Source organism: Reyranella sp., from assembly GCF_965228225.1.
In the GTDB taxonomy this organism is placed as follows: Bacteria; Pseudomonadota; Alphaproteobacteria; order Reyranellales; family Reyranellaceae; genus Reyranella.
Window position 1 is genome coordinate 3,476,792 of sequence record NZ_OZ245801.1, and the last position, 21,134, is coordinate 3,497,925.

At 67.4% G+C, this 21,134-nt stretch carries 17 protein-coding genes; 5 read left to right on the forward strand and 12 right to left on the reverse strand.

Annotated features, from left to right (window positions below; genetic code table 11):
• Positions 1 to 150 precede the first annotated feature (150 nt).
• Together ACO07K_RS16855 and ACO07K_RS16860 are read left to right on the forward strand one after the other, a co-directional pair.
• Complete coding sequence (locus ACO07K_RS16855) at positions 151 to 819, forward strand: cytochrome b/b6 domain-containing protein (protein ID WP_422029785.1); 669 nt, start codon at positions 151 to 153, stop codon at positions 817 to 819.
• A 13-nt stretch (positions 820 to 832) separates the two neighbouring features.
• Entirely contained in the window at positions 833 to 1,624 is a 792-nt protein-coding gene (locus ACO07K_RS16860; RefSeq protein ID WP_422029787.1) for a molybdopterin-dependent oxidoreductase, read from the forward strand.
• On the opposite strand, the gene ACO07K_RS16865 is transcribed toward ACO07K_RS16860, so the two are convergent.
• The 11 genes from ACO07K_RS16865 to ACO07K_RS16915 form a co-directional block, all read right to left on the reverse strand.
• Positions 1,582 to 3,558, reverse strand: coding sequence for a hypothetical protein (locus ACO07K_RS16865; protein WP_422029789.1), 1,977 nt, complete (start codon positions 3,556 to 3,558; stop codon positions 1,582 to 1,584). The two genes, ACO07K_RS16860 and ACO07K_RS16865, sit on opposite strands and share 43 nt — an antisense overlap.
• 29 nt (positions 3,559 to 3,587) lie before the next feature.
• Entirely contained in the window at positions 3,588 to 4,118 is a 531-nt protein-coding gene (locus ACO07K_RS16870) for a cupin domain-containing protein (protein ID WP_422029791.1), read from the reverse strand.
• Positions 4,119 to 4,196: 78 nt separating this feature from the next.
• Positions 4,197 to 4,934, reverse strand: coding sequence for a peptide-methionine (S)-S-oxide reductase MsrA (gene msrA / locus ACO07K_RS16875; RefSeq protein ID WP_422029792.1), 738 nt, complete (start codon positions 4,932 to 4,934; stop codon positions 4,197 to 4,199).
• Positions 4,935 to 4,964: 30 nt separating this feature from the next.
• Positions 4,965 to 5,483: a peptide-methionine (R)-S-oxide reductase MsrB gene (msrB, locus tag ACO07K_RS16880; protein WP_422029793.1), complete on the reverse strand. Its 519-nt coding sequence runs from the start codon at positions 5,481 to 5,483 to the stop codon at positions 4,965 to 4,967.
• Positions 5,484 to 5,658: 175 nt separating this feature from the next.
• Positions 5,659 to 7,032 carry an aminotransferase gene (locus ACO07K_RS16885; RefSeq protein WP_422029794.1) on the reverse strand — a complete coding sequence of 458 codons (1,374 nt, stop codon included), beginning with the start codon at positions 7,030 to 7,032 and terminating at the stop codon, positions 5,659 to 5,661.
• Between the two features lie 157 nt (positions 7,033 to 7,189).
• A complete protein-coding gene (locus ACO07K_RS16890) occupies positions 7,190 to 8,197 on the reverse strand; it encodes an ABC transporter ATP-binding protein (RefSeq protein WP_422029795.1) in 1,008 nt (335 codons plus the stop codon).
• Complete coding sequence (locus ACO07K_RS16895) at positions 8,194 to 9,192, reverse strand: ABC transporter ATP-binding protein (protein WP_422029796.1); 999 nt, start codon at positions 9,190 to 9,192, stop codon at positions 8,194 to 8,196. The genes ACO07K_RS16890 and ACO07K_RS16895 overlap by 4 nt, the downstream gene beginning before the upstream one ends.
• Positions 9,192 to 10,007, reverse strand: coding sequence for an ABC transporter permease (locus ACO07K_RS16900; RefSeq protein ID WP_422029797.1), 816 nt, complete (start codon positions 10,005 to 10,007; stop codon positions 9,192 to 9,194). The genes ACO07K_RS16895 and ACO07K_RS16900 overlap by 1 nt, the downstream gene beginning before the upstream one ends.
• Before the next feature lie 50 nt (positions 10,008 to 10,057).
• Positions 10,058 to 11,032: an ABC transporter permease gene (locus ACO07K_RS16905; protein ID WP_422011869.1), complete on the reverse strand. Its 975-nt coding sequence runs from the start codon at positions 11,030 to 11,032 to the stop codon at positions 10,058 to 10,060.
• Between the two features lie 7 nt (positions 11,033 to 11,039).
• Positions 11,040 to 12,623: an ABC transporter substrate-binding protein gene (locus tag ACO07K_RS16910; RefSeq protein ID WP_422029798.1), complete on the reverse strand. Its 1,584-nt coding sequence runs from the start codon at positions 12,621 to 12,623 to the stop codon at positions 11,040 to 11,042.
• A 101-nt stretch (positions 12,624 to 12,724) separates the two neighbouring features.
• On the reverse strand, positions 12,725 to 13,705 hold the full coding sequence (locus tag ACO07K_RS16915) for a GlxA family transcriptional regulator (protein ID WP_422029800.1): 981 nt from the start codon (positions 13,703 to 13,705) through the stop codon (positions 12,725 to 12,727).
• A gap of 120 nt (positions 13,706 to 13,825) precedes the next feature.
• On the opposite strand from ACO07K_RS16915, the gene ACO07K_RS16920 reads away from it, so the two are divergent.
• The 3 genes from ACO07K_RS16920 to ACO07K_RS16930 are packed head-to-tail and all read left to right on the forward strand — an operon-like array spanning position 13,826 to position 18,869.
• Positions 13,826 to 15,463 carry an amidohydrolase gene (locus tag ACO07K_RS16920; protein WP_422029802.1) on the forward strand — a complete coding sequence of 546 codons (1,638 nt, stop codon included), beginning with the start codon at positions 13,826 to 13,828 and terminating at the stop codon, positions 15,461 to 15,463.
• Positions 15,460 to 16,401, forward strand: coding sequence for a CobW family GTP-binding protein (locus ACO07K_RS16925; protein WP_422029804.1), 942 nt, complete (start codon positions 15,460 to 15,462; stop codon positions 16,399 to 16,401). Before ACO07K_RS16920 ends, ACO07K_RS16925 begins: the two co-directional genes overlap by 4 nt.
• A complete protein-coding gene (locus ACO07K_RS16930; RefSeq protein ID WP_422029806.1) occupies positions 16,398 to 18,869 on the forward strand; it encodes a GcvT family protein in 2,472 nt (823 codons plus the stop codon). The genes ACO07K_RS16925 and ACO07K_RS16930 overlap by 4 nt, the downstream gene beginning before the upstream one ends.
• A 90-nt stretch (positions 18,870 to 18,959) precedes the next feature.
• Here the strand turns inward: ACO07K_RS16930 and ligA are convergent, their stop codons facing one another.
• Positions 18,960 to 21,128 (reverse strand): NAD-dependent DNA ligase LigA, encoded by a 2,169-nt coding sequence (gene ligA, locus ACO07K_RS16935; protein ID WP_422029808.1) that lies wholly within the window; start codon positions 21,126 to 21,128, stop codon positions 18,960 to 18,962.
• Positions 21,129 to 21,134: the final 6 nt, after the last annotated feature.

Sequence of the window (21,134 nt, forward strand, 5' to 3'; positions counted from 1 at the left end):
ATTCGTGACGGCGCGCGCTTCGTTACAGCGCGGTTCAAATAATACGGCCGAACGAAAAGCGGGGGGTCACGAGTCCGTGAGCGGCCGTAAGGTCTTGCCCGCTTCGCGCGAAAGACCACTCGAGAACCATCATCCGAAGAGCCCGTCCCCATGCGCAAGAGATCGAAGCCGCTGCATCCCTGGCCATTGCGAGTCATGCACTGGATCAATGCACTCGCGATGCTGTTGATGATCGGCAGCGGCTGGAAAATCTATAACGACGAGGTCCTGTTCGGCTGGCTGCATTTTCCCGACTGGATCACGATCGGTGGGGAGGCGCAGGGCGCGCTGCAATGGCACTTCTTCGCCATGTGGGTGCTGATGCTGAACGGTCTCGCCTATCTCGCCTACGGGTTTGCGACCGGCCGCTTCCGCCGCAAGTTCCTGCCGATCCGCGTCACCGAATTCGTCGCCGACCTTCGCAACGCACTGGCGCTGCGGCTCTCGCACGCCGACATCACCCACTACAACGCCGTGCAGAAGCTGCTCTATACCGGGATCATCCTCGTGATCGTGGTGCAGGTCCTCTCGGGCTGGGCAATCTGGAAGCCGGTGCAGCTTTCGGAACTGGTGACGTTGTTCGGCGGCTTTCAGGGAGGACGGCTGGTTCACTTCCTCGGCATGGCCGCCATCGTCGGATTTCTCGTCGTGCATGTCGCGCTGGCGCTGATCGTGCCCAAGACCATCGGCGCCATGATCACCGGCGGTCCAAAGGTCGATCCTCCGGTCGACCCCGACGGACAAGCGCCGGTCGTCGCCAACTCGTCAACAGCCCCCTGAGCCGGAGCGTCCCATGCCCATCCGCAGCCCCTCGCCCTCCTCCTTCCGTCCCAAGACCGGCGTCGACCAGAGCGTGCTGGAGAACAACCGGGAACTGCTGGCCGATATAGGCCGGCGCAACATCCTGCGCGGATCGCTGAGCCTCGGTGCGCTCGCCATGCTGACCGGCTGCGACGTCACCAGCGACAGCGCGGTGCAGTCGGTGCTGCGCCGCGTGTCTTCGTTCAATGACCGCTTCCAGGAGTTCATGTTCAGGCCGAATCACCTGGCGCCGACCTACAGCGAGGCCGAGGTGGTGAAGCCGCCGCGCTTCAACGCCTATTACGACGTCAATGACGTGGCGCCGGTCGACGGCGCAACCTGGAAGCTCGAGCTGGCCGGGCGCATCGCCGACAAGACACCCTGGACCGTGCAGCGCTTCATGCAACTGCCCGAGCAGGAATGGATCATCCGCCATATCTGCGTCGAGGGCTGGGATTATATCGGGCAGTGGTCCGGCGTGAACCTGCGTACCTTCCTCGAGACGGTCGGCGCCGACCTCAAGGCGAAGTACGTCGCCTTCAAGTGCGCCGACGACTACAGTGGCAGCATCGACATGGCGACGGCGCTGCATGCGCAAACCATCCTGGCGACGAAATATGCCCGCCAGCCGATCACCGATCCCTATGGGTTTCCGCTGCGGCTGCGGACCGCGACCAAGCTCGGCTTCAAGAACCCCAAGTGGATCACCGCCATCGAGGTGACCAACACCTATCCCGGCGGCTATTGGGAGGATCGCGGCTTCAACTGGTTCGCGGGCCTCTGAACCCGGCGGTAGATCCGCCATCCGTCCTGCGCTTCCACGGGCCGGTAGACGTCGCCCGACGTGAACGGATCCCGGGCCCACGCGCCGTCCTGCGGCACCAGCACGATCACATCGCAGCCGTAGCGCTCCGCCAGCGCTCGCACGTCGCCGGGCTTTGCCATTCCGGCGAAGACGCGGTCGAACAGATCCCTGGTCGCGGCGCGCGACGGCGCTGGCGCCGCGGCGAAAGCGATGGCGAGATCGTCGCCGCCATAGCAGGAGAGCCGGTTGCCCAGCAGCGCCCAGGAGATGTTGACTGGCCACGGCGTCGCGTCTGCAAGGAACGCGGGATTGTTGGCCACGCGCTCGTCCATCGAGGCGTGGCGCTGCACCGCCTGCCACAGGGCGGGGGCGTCGGCGAAGGCGCGCTCCGACGGCGTCGGGGAGGCAAACAGGTCCTCGCGCGCCAGCTCCAACGTATAGGGCAGCGCCAGGATCACGCCGGCGGCGGCGAACACTCCCGCGATACGCGACGAAACCGTTGACCCGCGCGAGATCGCGGCGGCGGCAATGGGGACCAGCAGCAGCAGCGCCGGCAGCACCGCGCGCCAGCCAAGGTCGTTGTTCCAGGCGACGGTGCTGCGCAGCAAGCCCGCGACGGCGAGACTCGCGGCGACCAGCAGCGCCAGCGGCATCGCCGCGGCGCGGCGCTCTTTCACGAACATCCACAGGCCGATCGAGCCGGCGACATAGAAGGACGCGAACTCGACCGGCAGGTAGACCAGCCAGTAGGCCGGCACGTCGAGCCACGCGCGCAGCGTCGCCGTCACCGGGGCGCCGAGCACTTCGACGGCCGAGAGCGCAAGCGGAAAACCGCCGCCGCGCGCCGCCGCGACCGATGCCTGGTCGAGCAGGAACGGCAGGCTGAGCAAGAGGGCCAGCGCGCCCGCCGCCCCGACCGTCACCGCGAAGCCGGCGCGGCGCTGCGGCTCGAGGCTCAGCAGGAGAAACAGCGCGATCGCGAAGGCAGCCACCGCGAAGGTGACACCCCCCACCCAGATCGAGGTCTGGTAGCCCGCCGCGGCGAGCAGGCCGAACAGCAGCGCCGCGAGCCAGCCGCCGCCTTCAGCCAGCCGCACCAACGCAAGGCAGGCCAGTACGACACAGCTCGCCGAGGCCAGGTGCTGCGGCGCCCACGCCGTCTGGAACAGCCAGCCGCCCAGTCCCGAGGCCGCCTTGAGCACTGAGGCGAACGGCAGGGCGTCGAGCAGGGAGCGGACCGAGGCGCTGGCCGCCAGCACGAGGACGAGGAACGGCGCGGCCCGGCCGGCGCCCAGGCGCAGCGCCAGGCCGATCATCAACAGCAGCGAGGCGAAGCCGGTGAACCAGGTGAGCGCGGCGTCGGCTTCCCAGCCGCTGGCGCCGGTCAGCACCGCGAACACCGCGGCGCCGAAATGCCAGAGATAGTAGTAGGCCAGCCGGTCGGGCGTACCGGCCTCGTGGACGAACGGGTTGAGGGGCGGCACACCGCTGCGCGCCATCCCGTCGATCATCGCAATCTTGGAATGGTCGAAGATCGAGGCCGACAGGGTCACGCCCTCGCTCGTCGCCTTGGGCAGCACCGAGGCCGCCGGCACGCATGCCAGCAGCGCCGCCAGCACGACGGCCACGGCCAACGACACCGGCGGCCAGCGCACCGCCCCCTTCTGTCCCCGCATCGCGAGAACTGCCCCGACCACGCACGCCGCCGTCACGGCAACGACCGCGCCCCTCCCCATCCCGATCAGGCGGAACGCCGGCAGAGCCACGACGACATGAATGGCGAAGCCCAATGCCGGCGCCAGCAGCAGCGCGCCCGCCCCTGCGAACAGCCGCACCGCAACCGGCACGCCGATCCAGGTCCACACGAGGACCATCGCGGCGGCCGCGAGGAAAGCGTGTTCGAAAGAGGCCATTTCCTAGGCGGTCACGGGCAGCGCGAGCCTCAGACCGGCGCCGCGCCGTTCAGCACGAACAGGACCCGGGCGATGCGGTCGGTGCGGTTGGCCCACGCATGGTTGGTACCGCGCTGGATCAGCACGTCGCCCACCTTCATCAGGGTTTCGCCGACATCCATCAGCGCCCAGATCTCGCCCTCGATGACGATGGCATAGTCGACGCTGTGGGTCTTGTGGAAGCCGGGATGGCGGGCGGCCTCGTCGTGCGCCTGCGCCGCGCCGTACTGGCGGAAGACCTCGGCCTGGTTGCCGTAGTTGCGCTCCCGGTCGGGCGGAAACTCGACAATGCGCACGACATTGCCGGCTGCGGGCGGCTCCAGCTTGAAGGGGCCTGCCGTCGGGTCGCCCTCCCCCTCAGCGTTCGACGCGGGGATCGCGTCGAGCAGCCAGAGATTGGTCAATCCGACATTGGGCGAGTGGGACGGCGAGAATGGATGCGGCGCCGGCCCATCCTCGAGAAACACCGAGCGTCCCTCGTTGTCGTGGCCCGTCACGATCCGGCGAACCGGCTTGACCATGCGTCGTCTCCCCGAGATTTCGACGCACTATGCCTCACCGCGCGGCGGCTTTCACCGCCGCGCGTTCGCAGGCCAGAGTCATTGGCTCACCTTGCCGCCCGACACGCGCAGCAACACGGGATCGGCGCGCCATGCCGCCGGAAACAGGCGCTTCAGCCCTTCGATCTTGGGCAGGTCGTGGCGAAGGATGTAGGGACTGTTCGGATTCAGCGTCGCGTAGTCCTGGTGGTAGCCTTCCGCCGCAAAGAAGGGCATGGCGTCGTTGAGCTGCGTCACGATCTTCTTCGGGAAGACGCGGGCCTGATCGAGCTGGGCGATATAGGCCTCCGCGATCCGGCGCTGCGCCGGATCGGCGAAGAACAGGGCCGAGCGGTATTGCGTGCCGACATCGGGCCCCTGGCGATTGAGCTGCGTGGGATTGTGAGCCACCGAGAAGAAGATCTGCAGAATCTGGCCGTAGCTGACGATCCCTGGATCGAACGTCACTTCCACTGCCTCGGCATGGCCGGTGCGGCCCGACGTCACCATATCGTAGGATGCCTTGTCCCGGGGACCGCCGGCGTATCCCGAAACGGCACGGCTTACCCCCTTCACATGCTGGTACACGGCCTGCACGCCCCAGAAACAGCCGCCGGCCAGGACCGCGGTCTCCGTCGTAGCGTCGGACCTGCGCTCGTCGAGCGCCGGCGCGGGCACCACGACCATCGCCTCCTGCGCTCCGGCCGGCAAAATGCTGTACAGCGTGGCGCCCACCAGCGCCAATCCCGAAAGGCGCAGCGCCGCGCGGCGGCCTCGATCAAAGCGGATCCCGGTCATCGGTCCCTCCTCCTGATGCTGACGTGAATCTCAGGCGGCCGCGACGGCGAAGGTCATGGCCACGCCGTTCATGCAGTAGCGCAGGCCGGTCGGCTTCGGCCCGTCGTCGAAGACATGCCCGAGATGGCCGCCGCACTGGGCGCAATGCACCGAAGTGCGCTTCATGAAGAACGTGGTGTCGGTCTCGGTGCCGACCGCCTTGTCGAGCGGCGCCCAGAAACTCGGCCAGCCGGTCCGGCTGTCGAACTTGGTGGCCGACGAAAACAGAGCGAGCTGGCAGCCGGCGCAGGAAAAGGTGCCCTTGCGGTGCTCGTCGTTGAGCGGGCTCGAATAGGGCCGCTCGGTGCCGTTGCCCCTCAGTACCGCATATTGCGGCGGCGCCAGGAGCTTCTTCCATTCACCATCCGTGCGGGTGACCTTGAAAGCCGCTTCGGCAGCGGCCGGCCGCGCGCGCCAGGGCAGGGCCGCAAGCAGTGCCGCGCCGGCGATTCCGACGCCGGCTCCCAGCTGCAGGACGTTCCTTCTGTTAGGCCGGACGGACTTGGACATGACGGGCCTCCTCTCAACGGAGCGTGAGGGTCTGCCGGCATGTGGGCCGGGCCGTCTCCATATCCAACCCAAGATATCGAGAGGCCGGCGTTACCGTCCCTCTCCCTTGTGTTCGTGCGGATGACCGAGAACGTTACATCCGCCGCGCCGGGCGACCGGCCGTGGCGTGACGCCCCTACAGCTTCAGGTCCGTGCGCGCGTCGTCCAGCGCCAACTTGAAGCGCCTGCACATTTCGCCGATCTGCTCCTCGGTGATGATGAGCGGCGGCGTGAAGGCAATGCGGTCGCCGATGGCGCGGACGATCAGCCCGTGGCGCAACGCATGGTCCTGCACCATCGTGCCGACCTTCTGTTCCGGCGCCCACGGCGTACGCGCCTTGGCATCCTTCATCAGCTCGACGCCGGCAAACAGGCCGATGCCGCGGACGTCGCCGACCAGCGGATGGTCGCGGAACTTCTCCAGCCCCGCCAGCATCGCCGGTCCGACCTTGCGCACCTGGCCCACGATGTCGCGCTCTTCGTAGATCTTCAGCGTCTCCAGCGCGACGGCGCAGGCCACCGGATGGGCGCCGTAGGTGAAGCCGTGGCCGAACGTCCCGTTCGTGGCGCTCAGGCTCTCGACCGCGTCATAGACCTTGTCGGAGATCATCAGCGCCGAGATCGGCTGGTAGGCCGCCGACAGCGCCTTGGCGCACGAGATCATGTCGGGCTGGATGCCGTAGGTCTCGCTGCCCCACATGTTGCCAGTGCGGCCGAAGCCCGCGATCACCTCGTCGGCGACCAGCAGCACCTCGTACTTCCGGAGCACCTTCTGGATCTTCTCCCAATAGGTGCGCGGCGGGGTGATGGCGCCGCCGCCGCCCTGTACCGGCTCGCCGAAGAAGGCGCCGACCGTGTCGGGTCCCTCGGCAAGGATCAACGCCTCGAGATTGGCGGCCATGCGATCGGAGAACTGCTCCTCGGTCTCGCCCTCATTGTGGAAGCGGTAATAGTGCGGATTGTCGGTATGCTTGAACATCGGCAGCGGGATGTCAAAGCCCGCGCGCATGTGCGGCTGGCCCGAGACGCTGACCGAGGCGACGGTGTTGCCGTGATAGCCGCGCTCGCGGCCGATGATCTTCTTCTTCTCCGGCTTGCCGATGGCGTTGTGATAATACCAGACGAGCTTGATGGCGGCGTCGTTGGCTTCCGAGCCCGAGCACTGGAACAGCACGCGACTCATCGGCTTGGGAGCCATCGACAGCAGCTTCTCGGCGAGGTCGACACTGGCCAGGTGCCCCTTGTCGAAGAACGTATGATAGTAGGGCAGATCGAGCAGCTGCTTGTAGCCGGCCTCGGCCAGCCGCTTCTCCGAGAAGCCAAGCGAGGCGCACCACAAGCCCGCCATCGCCTCGATGTATTCCTTGCCCGACTCGTCGATCACGTGGATGCCGTTGCCGCGTGCCATGAGCGTGCCGCCCTGCTCGCGGTAGGTCTTCAGCTCCGTCTGCTGGTGCACCAGATAGCGCTGGTCGCGCGCGTGCGGCGAGTTGGCGTGCAGTCCGTCCATGATCATCCTCTCGGTTCAAACTCTGTCGGGAAACCCTACGGTCCGTCCTTGGCATGCAGGACGGGCGAAGAGAAGTCCTCCGGCCGGCCTGCCTTCTGCAAGAAAGCGGCCAATCCTCAACATCACGCGGCTCATCGACGCTCCGCTCGCGAGGCGGTCAATCGAGTGGCCGCCGGATCGTGCCACCGACGGCTTCGACCCTGTGACACCGCACCCACTGGCCCGACGCCATCTCGCGCAACTCGGGCATGGTCTGCCGGCAGGCCGGCTCCGCCACCGGGCAGCGCGCCGCGAAGCGACAGCCGGGTGGCGGATCGATGGGGCTGGGCGGATCGCCGGTCAGGCGAATGCGCCGGGCCGCGCGCTCACGGCCCCCGCGCACGGTCGGCACCGCCGACATCAACGCCACGCTGTAGGGATGGAGCGGTCGCGCGAAGAAGGCCGAGCGCGGTGCACGTTCGACGATCTGGCCGAGATACATGACCGCCACCTCGTCGGCGACATGCTTCACCACCGCCATGTCGTGCGAAATGAAGAGATAGGTGATGCCGAGGCGGCGCTTGAGCTGCTGCAGCAGGTTCAGGATCTGGGCGCGAATCGCCACGTCGAGGGCCGACACCGGCTCGTCGCACACCAGCAGGTCGGGCGCCGGCGCGAGCGCGCGGGCGATGTTGATGCGCTGGCGCTGGCCACCGGAGAACTGATGCGGGAAGAGATTCTGGCTCTCGGGCCGCAGCCCCACCGCCGCGAACAGCTCCGCCACCCGCGCGTCTCGCTCGGCCGGCGTCCCGATTCCCAACACGTCGAGCGGCGAGCGCACGATGGCTCCGGCGCGCACCCGCGGATTGAGCGAGGAGTACGGATCCTGGAAGACGTACTGCATGTGACGGCGCATCCGGCGCATCTCCTCGCCGCGCAACGCCGTGATGTCCGTTCCGCCGAGGACGATACGGCCCGAGGTGACGGGCACCAGCCGCAGCAGGCCGCGCGCCACCGTCGTCTTGCCCGAGCCTGATTCGCCGACGATGCCCAAAGTCGCGCCCTTGGCGACGTCGAAGGAGACCCCGTCGACGGCGCGTACCGTCTCGCGCGGCTTCAGGGGATTGAAGTGCGGCCGCGCAAAATGGACCGCGAGGTCGCGCACCGACACAAGCGGCGCGCTCATGAGCTGGCTGCCTCGTTAAGCCAGCAGGCCACCCGGTGACCGGCGGCCACAACAGTCGTGGGCGGCATCTCGGCCACGCAGCGCGGCATCGCCTCGGCGCAGCGGTCGGCGAAGGGACAGCCTTTCGGCAGATCCCAGACCGACGGCACCATGCCGGCGATCTCCAGCAGGTCGGCGTCCAAGACCTCTTCGGCGTCGAGATCGGGAACGCAGGCGATCAGGCCGCGCGTGTAGGGATGGGCCGGGGCCGACAGAATGTCCGCGGTCGGCGCCTCCTCGACGACCCGGCCGCCATACATGACGGCCACACGATCGGTCATCTCGGCGATCACGCCCATGTCGTGGGTGATGAGGATCAGGCCCATGCCGCTGCGGGCGCGCAACTCGCGCAGCAGCTCGAAGATCTGCGCCTGAACCGTGACGTCGAGCGCCGTGGTCGGCTCGTCGGCGATCAGCAGTCGTGGCTCGCAACCGATCGCCATCGCGATCATGACCCGCTGGCGCATGCCGCCCGAGAGCTGGTGCGGATACTCGTCGACCCGGCGCTCGGGCGCGGGAATGCCGACCGCCTTCAGAAGCTCGATCGACCGGGCGCGCGCCGCGCGGGCATCGAGCTTCAGGTGCTTGATCACGGTCTCGGAAAGCTGGTCGCCGATCGTCAGCACCGGATTGAGCGAGGTCATCGGCTCCTGAAAGATCATGCCGATGCGATGGCCGCGCACGTCGCGCAGGCGCTGCTCCGGCGCCTGCAGCAGATCCTCGCCCTCGAACACGATCCGGCCGCCGGTAATGCGGCCCGGCGGCGACGGCACGAGCCGCAGGATGGCGAGCGCGGTCATGCTCTTGCCGCAACCCGATTCGCCCACGATGCCCAGGGTCTCGTTGGCCGCGACCGTGAGCGCCACTTCGTTCAGGACGCGGGCGGTGCGACCGCCGCCCGTGAATTCCACGGAAAGCCCCGAAATCTCGAGCAGCGGCGCGCCGGCCCCGGTCATCAGCGGCGTTCCCGCAGCTTCGGATTGAGCGCGTCGTTCAGCCCGTCGCCGATCAGGCTGACGGCCAGCACGGTGAGGAAGATCATCAGGCCGGGAAAGGTCACGGCCCACCAGCTCGACAGCATGTAGGACCGGCTGGACCCGATCATCAGGCCCCAGCTCATCCGATTGGGGTCGCCCAGCCCCAGGAACGACAGGCTGGCTTCGAACAGGATGGCCGCGCCGACCGCCAGGGTGGCGGACACGACCAGCGGCGGCAGGGCGTTGGGCAGGATCACCTTCCACATGATGCGTCCCCGTCGCGCGCCGATTGCCAGCTCGGCGGCGACGAAATCGTACTGCTTGATCTTGAGGAACTCAGCGCGCGTGAGGCGCGCCGTGCCGGGCCAGCTCACCACGCCGATGGCCAGCACGACGGTGGCCAGGGTTGGCGAAAACAGCGTCACCAGAACCATGGCGAAGAGCAGAGATGGCAGGACCTGGAAGAACTCGGTGAAGCGCATCAGCACCTCGTCGACCGTGCCGCCGAAATAGCCCGCGACCGCGCCGATGGTGATGCCGATCACGACCGAAATCAGCGCCGCGGCGGCTCCGACCGTCAGGGTCGCCCGGCCGCCATAGATCAGCCCCGTCAGCACGTCCCTGCCCTGCTGGTCTGAGCCCAGCAGCGCGCCTTCGCTGAACGGCGGCGACAGCGGCGCGGCCACGATGTCGAAGGGATCGGCGACGTAGACCAGCGGACCGACCAGGCTCACCAGCAGGATCGCTACCAGCAGCACCAGGCCGCCCACCGCCACCGGGCTGCGGGCGAACATGCGCATGGCCTCCAGCGTGGGATGCTCCGTCCTAGGAACCCCGGCAACGCTCATGACGCCTTGATCCGCGGGTCGGCCAGGCGGTAGCAGACGTCGACGAGCTGGTTGGCCACGATCACCAGAAGCGAGGAAAAGAACAGCAGGCCGAGCAGCGTGGGGTAGTCGCGGCGCAGCACCGAATCGAATGCGAGACGCCCCAGCCCCGGCCAGTTGAACACGGTCTCGACCACGATGGCGCCGGCCAGCAGGTTGCCGAACTGCAGCCCCACGATGGTGATGATCGGCAGCACGGCGTTCCGGAAAGCATGCTTGAAGAAGACCTTCCGCTCCTCCAGGCCCTTGGCCCGCGCCGTCCGGACATAGTCCGAGCCCAGCACGTCGAGCATGCTTGCCCGCGTGAGCCGGCTGTACTGGGCGAGATAGACCACCGCCAGCGACACGGCGGGCAGGACGAGATGGTGCGCGACGTCGAGCGAATCGAGCAGCCAGCCGCCGCTCACCGCCGCCGCGGTCATGCCCGAAACCGGCAGGATGGGGAGGACTGACGCGAACAGGATGATCAGCAGCATGCCGGTCCAGAACACCGGCGCGGAATAACCGATCACCGAGACGACCGTGATGGCCTGCGAGAGCAGGCCGTTGGGCCGCCGCGAGGCCAGCACGCCCAGGGTCGTGCCGCTGAGCACCGCCGCCACCAGTGCCGTCAGCACCAGCAGCAGGGTCGCGGGCAGCCGCTGAAGGATCAGCGACAGGACCGGCAGGTTGAAGAAATAGGAGTAGCCGAGATTGCCCGAGGCGAAACGCTCGAGATAGATGCCGAGCTGGGTCAGGGTGGGCTGGTCGAGGCCGTATTCGCTGCGCAGGCCGGCCCGGATCTCTTCCGTCATCCCGCCCATCTGGCCCGCCAGCGTGTCGACGGGATCGCCCGGCGCCAGCCGGATGAGCAGGAAACTCAGCACCAGCACCCCGATCACGAGGATCGCGGCATAGAACAGGCGACGAGCCATGTAGAGAAACAGCGCCACGCCGCGCCTATTTCTCGGAGAGCCAGACGTCCAGCATTGGCGAGGCCGTCCCCCAGATCGTGGTTGGGGGATTGTGGACCCGCTTGTTGTAGATCGTGTGGTACGGCAGCTCAGTCAGCCAGAACAGCGGCAGGTCCGCCGTGACGATCTTCTGGAACTCGCCATAGAGCGCCTTGCGCTTGGCGGCGTCGGGCTCGCGGCCGGCGGCATCCAGAAGTTCGTCGACCTTGGGGTTCTCGTACTGCGCGTTGTTGGTGAAGACCAGCGGCCGGATGTTGGTCGAGAGATAGGTGCGGTTGACGCCGATCACCGGGTCGCCCCAGGCGAAGGCCGCATCCATGCTGATGTCGAAGTCCTTGGTCGCCATGCGCTTGGCCCAGGCCGCGAAGTCGGCGGGCGCGCGCACCTCGACCTCGATGCCGATCTTCTTCAGCGCCGGCTTCATGTATTCGGCGAGTCGCTTCTGGCCGTCCTCGTCGCCCGGATAGTAGTCGCACGTCACCTTGAGCCGGATCCCGTCCGGCCCCTTCTTGAGGCCGGCGGCGTCCAGCAGCTCCTCGGCCTTCTTGAGATTGAGGCTGTACTTGGTGACATCCGGCGAATACTGCGGGAAGCCGCTGTGGATCGGACCGGTCGCCACCTTCGACAGGCCCTTGTGCAGCGCCTTGACGATGAAGTCGCGGTCGATGGCATAGGCGAAGGCCTGGCGCACCCGCACGTCGTCGAACGGCTTGCGCTTGTTGTTGAAGAGCAGCCAGTTGATGCCGCCCACCGCAGCATAGCCCTCGTTGGTGATGACCAGCTGCGGATTGGCCTTGGCGCGGTCGAGTTCGAGCACGCGGTTGAAGAAGGGTTGCAGCAGGAGCCGCCCCGCCTCGAGCTCGAGGATCGAGGTCTGCGAGTCGGGATAGGTCTTCAGGATGATGCGGTCGAGATAGGGCCGGTCCTTGATGAAGAACCTGTCGAACCGCTCGAGAACGATCTGGTCGCCCGGCTTGAACTCCACCAGCCTGAACGGGCCTGAACCCACGACATCCTTGCTGTTGTTGGGGTGGGTCTTGATCGGCCGGCCGTCGCCATAGATGTGCTTGGGCAGGATCGGCATCAGCGGCGGACCCATCGCGTAGAGCAGCGCGGGGTGCGGATGCTTGAGGCGGATGATGGCGGTGGCGGCATCGGGCGTGTCGACGCGGTCGACCGGCGCCAGCATCGTGTTGAAGGGATGGTTGTCGCGGATCGTCAGGATGGAGAACGCGACGTCCGCCGACGTCACCGGCGTGCCGTCATGGAACAACGCGTCCTTGCGCAGATGGAGAGTCATCGAGAGAGAGTCAGGCGACAGTTCCCACGACTCCGCCAGGTACGGCTTGGGATTCCACTTGTCGTCGTGCATGACCGGGCTGGCGAAGATCTGCGCGCCCGGCACCATGATGCCGGTTCCTGACCCGACGGCGTTGTTGAAGCTGGTGGTGCCGGTCGACTGCCCCATGACCAGCGTGCCGCCGCGTCGGGGTTCCTGCGCCGAGGCCGGCGCGGTGACCGCGACTGCAACGGCAAGAGTTGTGATGAAAGCCGCTATCGCTTGCCGCATGGCCTGCCCCCAACCTGTGCCCAGGCTGAAACGATAGCTTCACACGTCCCGCAAACGTGCACGTTTTGGCAGGGAACGTCTCCTTTTGCGCCAAAACTTCGTCAGCGCTTGTCGCTGCTCGGCGAGCGGCCGAATTCCTTTCGATAGCAGCGCCAGAAATAGGAGCGTGACTTGAAGCCGGTTGCCATCGCGACTTCGGTCACCGAGGCCTCGGCGTTGGCGAGCATCTGGTGTGCCCGGTCGAGTCGGACCTTGCGGCGGAACCGCGCCGGGCTGGTGGCGAGCTTGTCGGCGAAGATTCGCTGGAGCTGGCGCCGCGACACGCCGATCGTCTGCGCCACCGTGTCCATGCGCGTGAGCCGGGTGTCTTCTTCTTCCAGCATCTGCATGGCGCGCGCCAGCTTGCGTCCGTGGCGCGCCCCGACCCCTCCGGGCAAATCCCGTTGCGCCGCCCCGGCCGGGCGCGGCAGCCCATGCATGCAATGCTCCGACACTCTCAGGGCGAGTTGACTGCCGAACCGCAGTTCGATGTCCTTGAGGACGAGATCGAGCGCCGCCGAGCCGCCGGCGCAGGTGCAGCGCCTGTTGCCGACCTCGAACAGGCGCTCGGTGACATTCACCTTGGGAAACTGCTCGCGAAAGGTCTGCAGGACCTCCCAATGGGCGGTCGCCGAGAGACCGTCGAGCAAGCCGCCGCGCGCCAGGACAAGAGGGCCGGTATCGACGCCGCCGATGGTCGCGCCGGCGCGGGCCAGCCGGCGCAACGTCGGCAGGATCGCCCGCTCCAGGCGGCGCGTCGGCTGGGCATCGGCGACCACCAGCAGGGTGCCGATACTGCCGACGTCACCCAGGGCGCTGTCGACCGCCACCTTCACCCCGTTGCGATCGGGCACCGGCTCGCCGTCGGCCGATACCAGCACCCAGCGATACGGTTTCGAGATATAGCGATTGGCGATGCGCAGCGGCTCGATGATCGACGACAGGGCGATCGACGTGAATTGCGGGATCAGCAGAACCGCGATCGGGCTCGGCAGCAGCTCGGCGGCTTGTGTGGTGGCACGCTTGGGAGAGGGGGACGGCATCGAGAAGGCTCCGGCCAAATCGGACACAGACTTGGCCCAAAAGTATACATAGAGGTCTCGACCCTGCCCTAGACTATCCGTGCGGAAGGCCCGCCCGGCCCTCCGGCGGGGGTGCAGGTCATGTCGAGAATAACCGTCTTCGTCGCCCGCAAGATCCGGACCATGGAGCCGTCGCTGCCCGAAGCGACGGCCGTCGCCGTCCGCGACGGTTCGATCGTCGAGGTCGGCACCCTCGAAACGCTGCGGCCGTGGCTCGAAGCCCATCCCCACACGATCGACCGGACCTTCGAGAAGCATGTGCTGATGCCGGGCTTCATCGATCCGCACCTCCATCCCTCGATGGCTGCCTATCTGCTCCAGTGCGAGTTCATCACCGCCATGGAATGGCAGCTGCCCGACCGCACGGTCGCCCCGGTGCGGACGCGCGACGCCTTCCTGGCGCGCCTGAAGGAGCTGCACGAGGCCAATCCCGATCCCCGGGAACCGCTCTTCACCTGGGGCTACCATCGCGACTGGCACGGCGAGATCTGGCTCCAGGACCTCGACGCCATCTCGAGGACGCGTCCCCTGATCCTCGTCCACCGGTCATTTCACGAGACGATCGTGAACGACGCCGCCCTCGACTATTTCGAGCTCGACCGACAGAAGCTGCGAGGCGCCCACCAGGTCGATATCGACCGCGGCCATTTCTACGAGGCCGGTAACCGCTTCGTGCGTGCGAAGCTCTCCGCCTACCTCCTGTCGCAGCAGCGCCGGGGGCCGGCGATGAAGCGCACCGCCGAGGTCATCCATCTGGGCGGCCATACGACGGTCGGCGACATGGCCTTCGGCATCTTCGATCACGAGGCCGAGTGGGCCGGCTCGGTCGCGGCCTTCGACAATGACGAAACGCCCTTCCGGGTCGAGTTCGTGCCGCACGTGGCCTTCGCAGGCACCGGCCTGCGCCTGGAGCAGCTCGCCGCGCTTCCCGAGCGCAACAGGCGCCGGCTGCGCTTCGGCAAGCACGTCAAGCTGTTCACCGACGGCGCGTTCTTCTCCCAGCTCATGCAGCTCCGCGGTCCCGGCTATATCGACGGCCATGACGGCGAATGGCTGATGGCGCCGGAGGCCTTCGAAATGGCGGCCCGCGCGCTGTGGAACGACGGCTACGTCATCCACGTCCATTGCACCGGCGATCTCGGCGTCGAACTGGCGCTCGACGTGCTGGAGAAACTGCAGTGGGAGCGCCCGCGCATCAACCATCGCTTCACGATCGAGCATTTCGGCATTTCGACATCCGCCCAGGCGCGGCGCATCGCCGATCTCGGCGCCCTCGTCTCGGCCAATCCCTATTATGTGTACGAGCTGAGCGACATCTATTCCCGCCGGGGCGTCGGTCATGAGCGGGCCAGCCAGATGGTCCGGCTGGGCTCGCTCTCGCGCAACCGCGTGCCCTTCGCGCTTCACTCCGATTTCACCATGGCGCCCGCCCGGCCGCTGCAGAATGCCTGGATCGCGCTCAACCGCATCAACGCAGCAGGTGAGGTGCTTTGCCCGGAGGAAAGGGTCTCGCTGGACGAGGCGCTGCGGGCGATCACGATCAACGCCGCCTATGTGATGGGCCTCGAACACGAGATCGGCAGCATCTGCAGCGGCAAGAAGGCCGACTTCACCGTGCTCGAGGCCGATCCCTGCGAAGTGGCACCACTGGAACTGCGCGACATTCCCATCTGGGGCACGGTGTTCGAAGGCCAGCCCTATCCGCTGGGCAAGAGATGACCCCCATCCCGGTCACCACGATCGGCGGCTATCTCGGCGCCGGCAAGACGACGCTGCTCAACGGCCTGCTGGCGGGCGACCATGGGCTCAGGATCGGCGTGCTGGTCAACGATTTCGGCGCAATCTCGATCGACGAGAAGCTGATCGCGTCGCGCGACGACGATATCGTCACCCTGGCGAACGGCTGCGCCTGCTGCTCGGTCACCGGCGACCTCGCGATGGCGCTGGACCGCTTCGCAGGTCGCACCGACCGCTACGAGCAGATCGTGATCGAGGCGAGCGGCGTCGCCGATCCGGCCCGCATCGCGGCGCTGGCGGGATCGCCCGGCCTGTCCCGGGGCGCCACGGTGGTGGTGGCCGATGCCGCCACGGTGCGTGCCCGCGCCCACGACAAGTTCGTGGGCAGCCTGGTGCGCCGGCAGCTCGCCGCGGCCGACATCCTCGTCCTGACCAAGATCGACCTCGCCAATCCGACGGACCTGAAGGACGCCCGCGCCTTCGCCACGGCACAGGCGCCGGGCGCGCGCATGATCGAAGTCGTGAAAGGGCGCGTGGACGCCCGGGATCTTTTCTCCCAGGACACGCCTCGGCGCGGGCGCCTGCCCGCCTGCACGTCGGCCGGGTCCGACGCCGCCTCCGCCCTCTTCGAGAGCCATCACTGGAGCAGCGACGCACCGCTCGACATCGAGGCCCTGCGCACCGTCGTCGCGGGCCTGCCGGACGGGATCGTGCGCGTTAAGGGCATCCTGGCCACGGCGGCCGGCGGCCGGGTCGCGCTGCACCGTGCCGGCGCGATCGTCAGCGTCGATCCGCTCGACGGCGCGCCGGCCACGAGGGGCGCCGAGATCGTCGTGATCGGACGGGCCGGCAGCCTCGACGCCACCCAACTCGACAGCGCCTTCGGTGCCTGTCTCCTCCAAACCAGGACGGACTCGTGAACCCACTGCCAAAGCATGCCCGCGTCGTCATCGTCGGTGGCGGCGTCATCGGCTGTTCGGTCGCCTATCATCTCGCCAAGCTCGGCTGGACCGACATCGTCCTGCTGGAGCGCAAGCAGCTCACCTCGGGCACGACCTGGCACGCGGCGGGACTGATCGCGCAGCTTCGCGCGACCGCCAACATGACCCGGCTCGCCAAGTACAGCCAGGAACTCTACGGCCGGCTCGAAGAGGAAACTGGCCTGGCGACCGGCTTCAAGCGCAACGGCTCGCTGACCGTCGCGCTTACCGGGGAGCGCCTGGAAGAGCTGAAGCGCGGCGCGTCCATGGCGCGGTCCTTCGGCGTCGAGATCGAGACGATCTCGCCCGCCGAGGCCGCGGCGCTCCATCCCCTGCTCGAGATCGAGGGCGTGGTCGGTGCGGTGGCGCTGCCGAAGGACGGCCAGGGCGACCCGACCAACATCGCGCTCGCGCTCGCCAAGGGCGCACGCCAGCTCGGCGCCCGGATCTTCGAGCACACCAGGGTGACTGGAATTTCGAAGGAGCGCGGCCGCGTGACCGGCGTCGCCACCGACAAGGGCGCGATCGAGGCGGAGTTCGTCGTCAATTGCGCCGGCATGTGGGGCAGCGCGGTTGGCAGGATGGCGGGAGTCGCCCTTCCGCTGCAGGCCTGCGAGCACTTCTACATCGTCACGGAGCAGGTTCCCGGCCTGTCGCGCACCCTGCCGGTGCTGCGCGTGCCCGACGAGTGCGCCTACTACAAGGAGGATGCCGGCAAGATCCTGCTGGGCGCCTTCGAACCGGTCGCGAAACCCTGGGCGACCGACGGCATTCCCGAAGACTTCTGCTTCGACCAGCTGCCGGAGGACTTCGACCATTTCGCACCGATCCTGGAGATGGCGACGCGGCGCCTGCCCATCCTGGAGAAGACCGGAATCCATACTTTCTTCAACGGACCCGAGAGCTTCACCCACGACGACCGCTACCTGCTGGGCGAATCCCCGGACGTCAGGAATTTCTTCGTCGCCTGCGGCTTCAATTCCGTCGGGATCCAGTCGGCGGGCGGCGCCGGCAAGGCGCTGGCCGAGTGGATCGTGGGCGGCGCCCCGCCCTTCGACCTGTGGGACGTCGACGTGCGGCGAACCTTTCCGTATCAGTCGACCAAGTCCTTCATCGAGGCCCGGGTGACGGAGACGCTGGGGCTGCTCTATGCCGACCATTTCCCGTACCGGCAATTCACCACGGCGCGCGGCGTGCGCCACACCCCCTTCTACGAGCGGCTGAAGGAACGCGGCGCCTGCTTCGGCGAGACGGCGGGCTGGGAGCGCGCTCACTGGTTCCAGCCCGCCGACCGGCGCGAGGCCGGCGTACCGCCGGCCTATCGCTATTCGTGGCAGCGGCAGAACTGGTTCGACTATTCGGCCGAGGAACATCGCGCCGTCCGCACCGGCCTCGGCATGCTGGACATGAGCGCCTTCGGCAAGTTTCGCGTCGAGGGTCGCGACGCCGAGGCCGTACTGCAGCGCATCTCGGCCAACGACGTCGCCGTCGAGCCGGGGCGCATCGTCTACACGCAGTGGCTGAACGAGCGCGGCGGGATCGAGGCCGATCTCACCGTCACGCGCCTGGGCGAACACTCGTTCCTGGTCATCACCGCCGCCGCGGCGGTCACGCGCGACCTCGCCTGGCTCAGGCGGCACATCCCGCCGGAGGCGCACTGCACGGCCCTCGACGTCACGAGCGGCGAAGCCTGCCTCGCCGTCATGGGCCCACGGTCGCGCGAGTTCCTGCAGGCCCTGACGACGGCCGACCTGTCGAACGCGGCCTTTCCCTTCGGCACGGCCCGCACGATCGAACTCGGCATGGCGCTGGTGCGCGCCCACCGCATCACCTATGTCGGCGAGCTGGGCTGGGAACTCTACATGCCGACGGAATTCGCGCGACAGATCTTCGACCTGCTGGTCGATGCCGGCGAAACGCACGGCCTTCGCCTGGCCGGCGTGCATGCCATGAATTCGCTGCGGCTCGAGAAGGCCTATCGCGACTTCGGCCACGATATCAGCGACGAGGACCACGTGCTGGAGGCCGGGCTGGGGTTCGCGGTGAAGGTCGACAAGCGGGCCGGCAGGTTTGGCGACTTCCTCGGCCGCGCCTCGGTCATGCAGAAGAAGCAGGCCGGACTCAGCCGCCGGCTGCTGCAGTTCCAGCTCCTCGACCCGCAGCCCCTGCTCTATCACGCCGAACCGATCCTGAAGGACGGCGCACTCGCGGGATACCTGGCGTCCGGCGGCTACGGCCACCATCTCGGCGCGGCCATCGGGCTCGGATACGTTCCCTGCGAGCCCGGCGTGGCAGACGCCGATCTTGTCGCCTCGCGCTATGAGATCGAGGTCGCGGGAGAGCGGATTCCGGCGCTTGCGAGCGTGAAGCCCCTGTACGACCCGACGAGCGCCCGCATCCGTCGATAAAGACCGTGGATGCGACCTCGGAAAGGGCGATGTCCGTCCACCGGCATGTCATCCGCAACAGTGAAGACATTGGCGTTGGTATGACCGCCCTCAGGCCGAGAGCTCTGCCCATTCTTCTTCAGTCATGGTCTGGATGCCCAGCTCGGCAGCCTTGCGGGCCTTCGAGCCGGCATTTTCGCCGACCACGACGAGGCTGGTCTTCTTCGAAACCGAGTCCGTGACCTTGGCGCCCAGTTCCTCGGCGCGGGCCTTGGCGGCGTCGCGGGTCATCGTGGACAGCTCGCCGGTGAAGACGACGGTCTTGTCCTTGAGCTTGGCATCGGCGGCGATGACGCGGCGCTCGACCGGCTGGACCGAGAGCTGCTTCAGCAGGTCCCGGATGATTTCGACATTGTGCCCTTCGCCGAAGAAGGCGCACATCGCATCCGCCGTCGTGACGCCGATCTGCTCGATGTTGCACAGTCGTCCGTAGCTCGCCCCGACGGTCTCGGCGGCCTTCTCCTTCTTCGCGGGATCGGGATGCGCTTCGCGTTCCTTGACGGCGGCCAGCATGCCGGCCAGCCAGCTGTCGGCATCGCCATATTCCTGCGCCAGGATCTTCGCCGTGGCCTCGCCGATCAGGGGAATGCCGATCGCGTTGATGAAACGGTCGAGCGTGATGGTGCGGCGCACCTCGATGGCGGCCAACAGGTTGCGCACGGAAAGATCGCCCCAGCCCTCGCGCTTCTTGATGTCGGCTTCGTGCTCGCGCAGGCGGAAGATGTCCCCCGGAACCTTGAGCAGCCCGTCGTTGAAGAAGTTCTCGATGTGGGTGCCGCCCAGCCCCTCGATGTCGAAGCAGTTGCGCGACACGAAGTAGCGCAGGCGCTCGACCTGCTGGAACGGACATTCGAGCCCGCCGGAACAGCGCCGCACCACGCCGCCCTCCTCGGCCTTCACCTCGGTCTCGAGCGGACAGGGACAGTGCGTGGGGAACTGGTACTTGCGCGCATTCTTCGGTCGATCGTCGGCGATGAAGCCCAGCACCTGCGGGATCACGTCGCCAGCACGCTGGATCGTGACCATGTCGCCCACACGCACATCGAGGCGCTCGATCTCGTCGGCATTGTGCAGCGTGGCGCGGGCGACCATCACGCCGCCGACATTCACCGGCTCCAGTTCCGCCACTGGCGTCAGCGCCCCCGTGCGGCCGACCTGGATGTTGATCGCGTTGAGGCGGGTGCGGGCCTGTTCGGCCGGGAACTTGTGGGCCGTCGCCCAGCGCGGCGCGCGGCTCACGAAGCCCAGCCGCTCCTGCCAGTCGATGCGATCGACCTTGTAGACGACGCCATCGATGTCATAGGGCAGCGACGGGCGCTCGACGCCGATCTTCTCGTAGAAGGCCCGGACCTCGTCGGGTGTGCGGCAGAGCTTCGTCAGGGGGTTGGTCTCGAAGCCCCACTTACCGAGCAACTTCAGGTATTCACTGTGCGTCTTCCAGCTGCGCGGCTCCGCCTCCCCCCAGGCATAGGCGAAGAAGCGCAGGGGACGCCTGGCGGTGATGGCGGGATCGAGCTGGCGCAGCGAGCCCGCGGCGGCGTTGCGCGGGTTGGCGAAGGTCTTCTCGCCCGCCTCCTCCTGGCGCCGGTTCATCTCCTGGAACGCCTTGCGCTCCATGTAGACCTCGCCGCGCACGTCGATCGACCTCGGGAATCCATCCTTGCCGTGCGCCTTCAGCGTTCTCGGGATGTCCTTCACGGTGAGCAGGTTGGCCGTGACATCCTCGCCCGTCGTGCCGTCGCCACGCGTGGCGCCCTGCACGAATTCGCCGTCCTCGTAGCGCAGGCTGATCGAGAGGCCGTCGATCTTGGCCTCGCAGCTGAAGGCGATTTCGTCCTCGGGCCCGATATTGGTTTCCTTCTCCAGACCGCGGCGCACGCGGTCCAGGAACTCCTGCAACTCTTCGTCGGTGAAGCAATTGTCGAGCGACAGCATCGGCCGCGTGTGCTTCACCTTGGCGAAGGCGGTGGTCGGCGTCGGCGCCACAAGCTGCGTCGGGCTGAGCATGTCGACGATCTGGGGGAAGCGCGCCTCGATCGCCTTCAGCCGCTGGCGCAGCCTGTCGTAGTCCGCGTCCGAGATCTCCGGCGCGTCCTTCTCGTGATAGAGCCTGTCGTGGTGGACGATCTCCTCGGCGAGCCGCTTGTGCTCGGAGCGGGCCTGCCGCTCGGTCAGCTTGTCGACGGCGAGCGCCGCCACGACCTTGGCCGCACGGGACATCGTCGT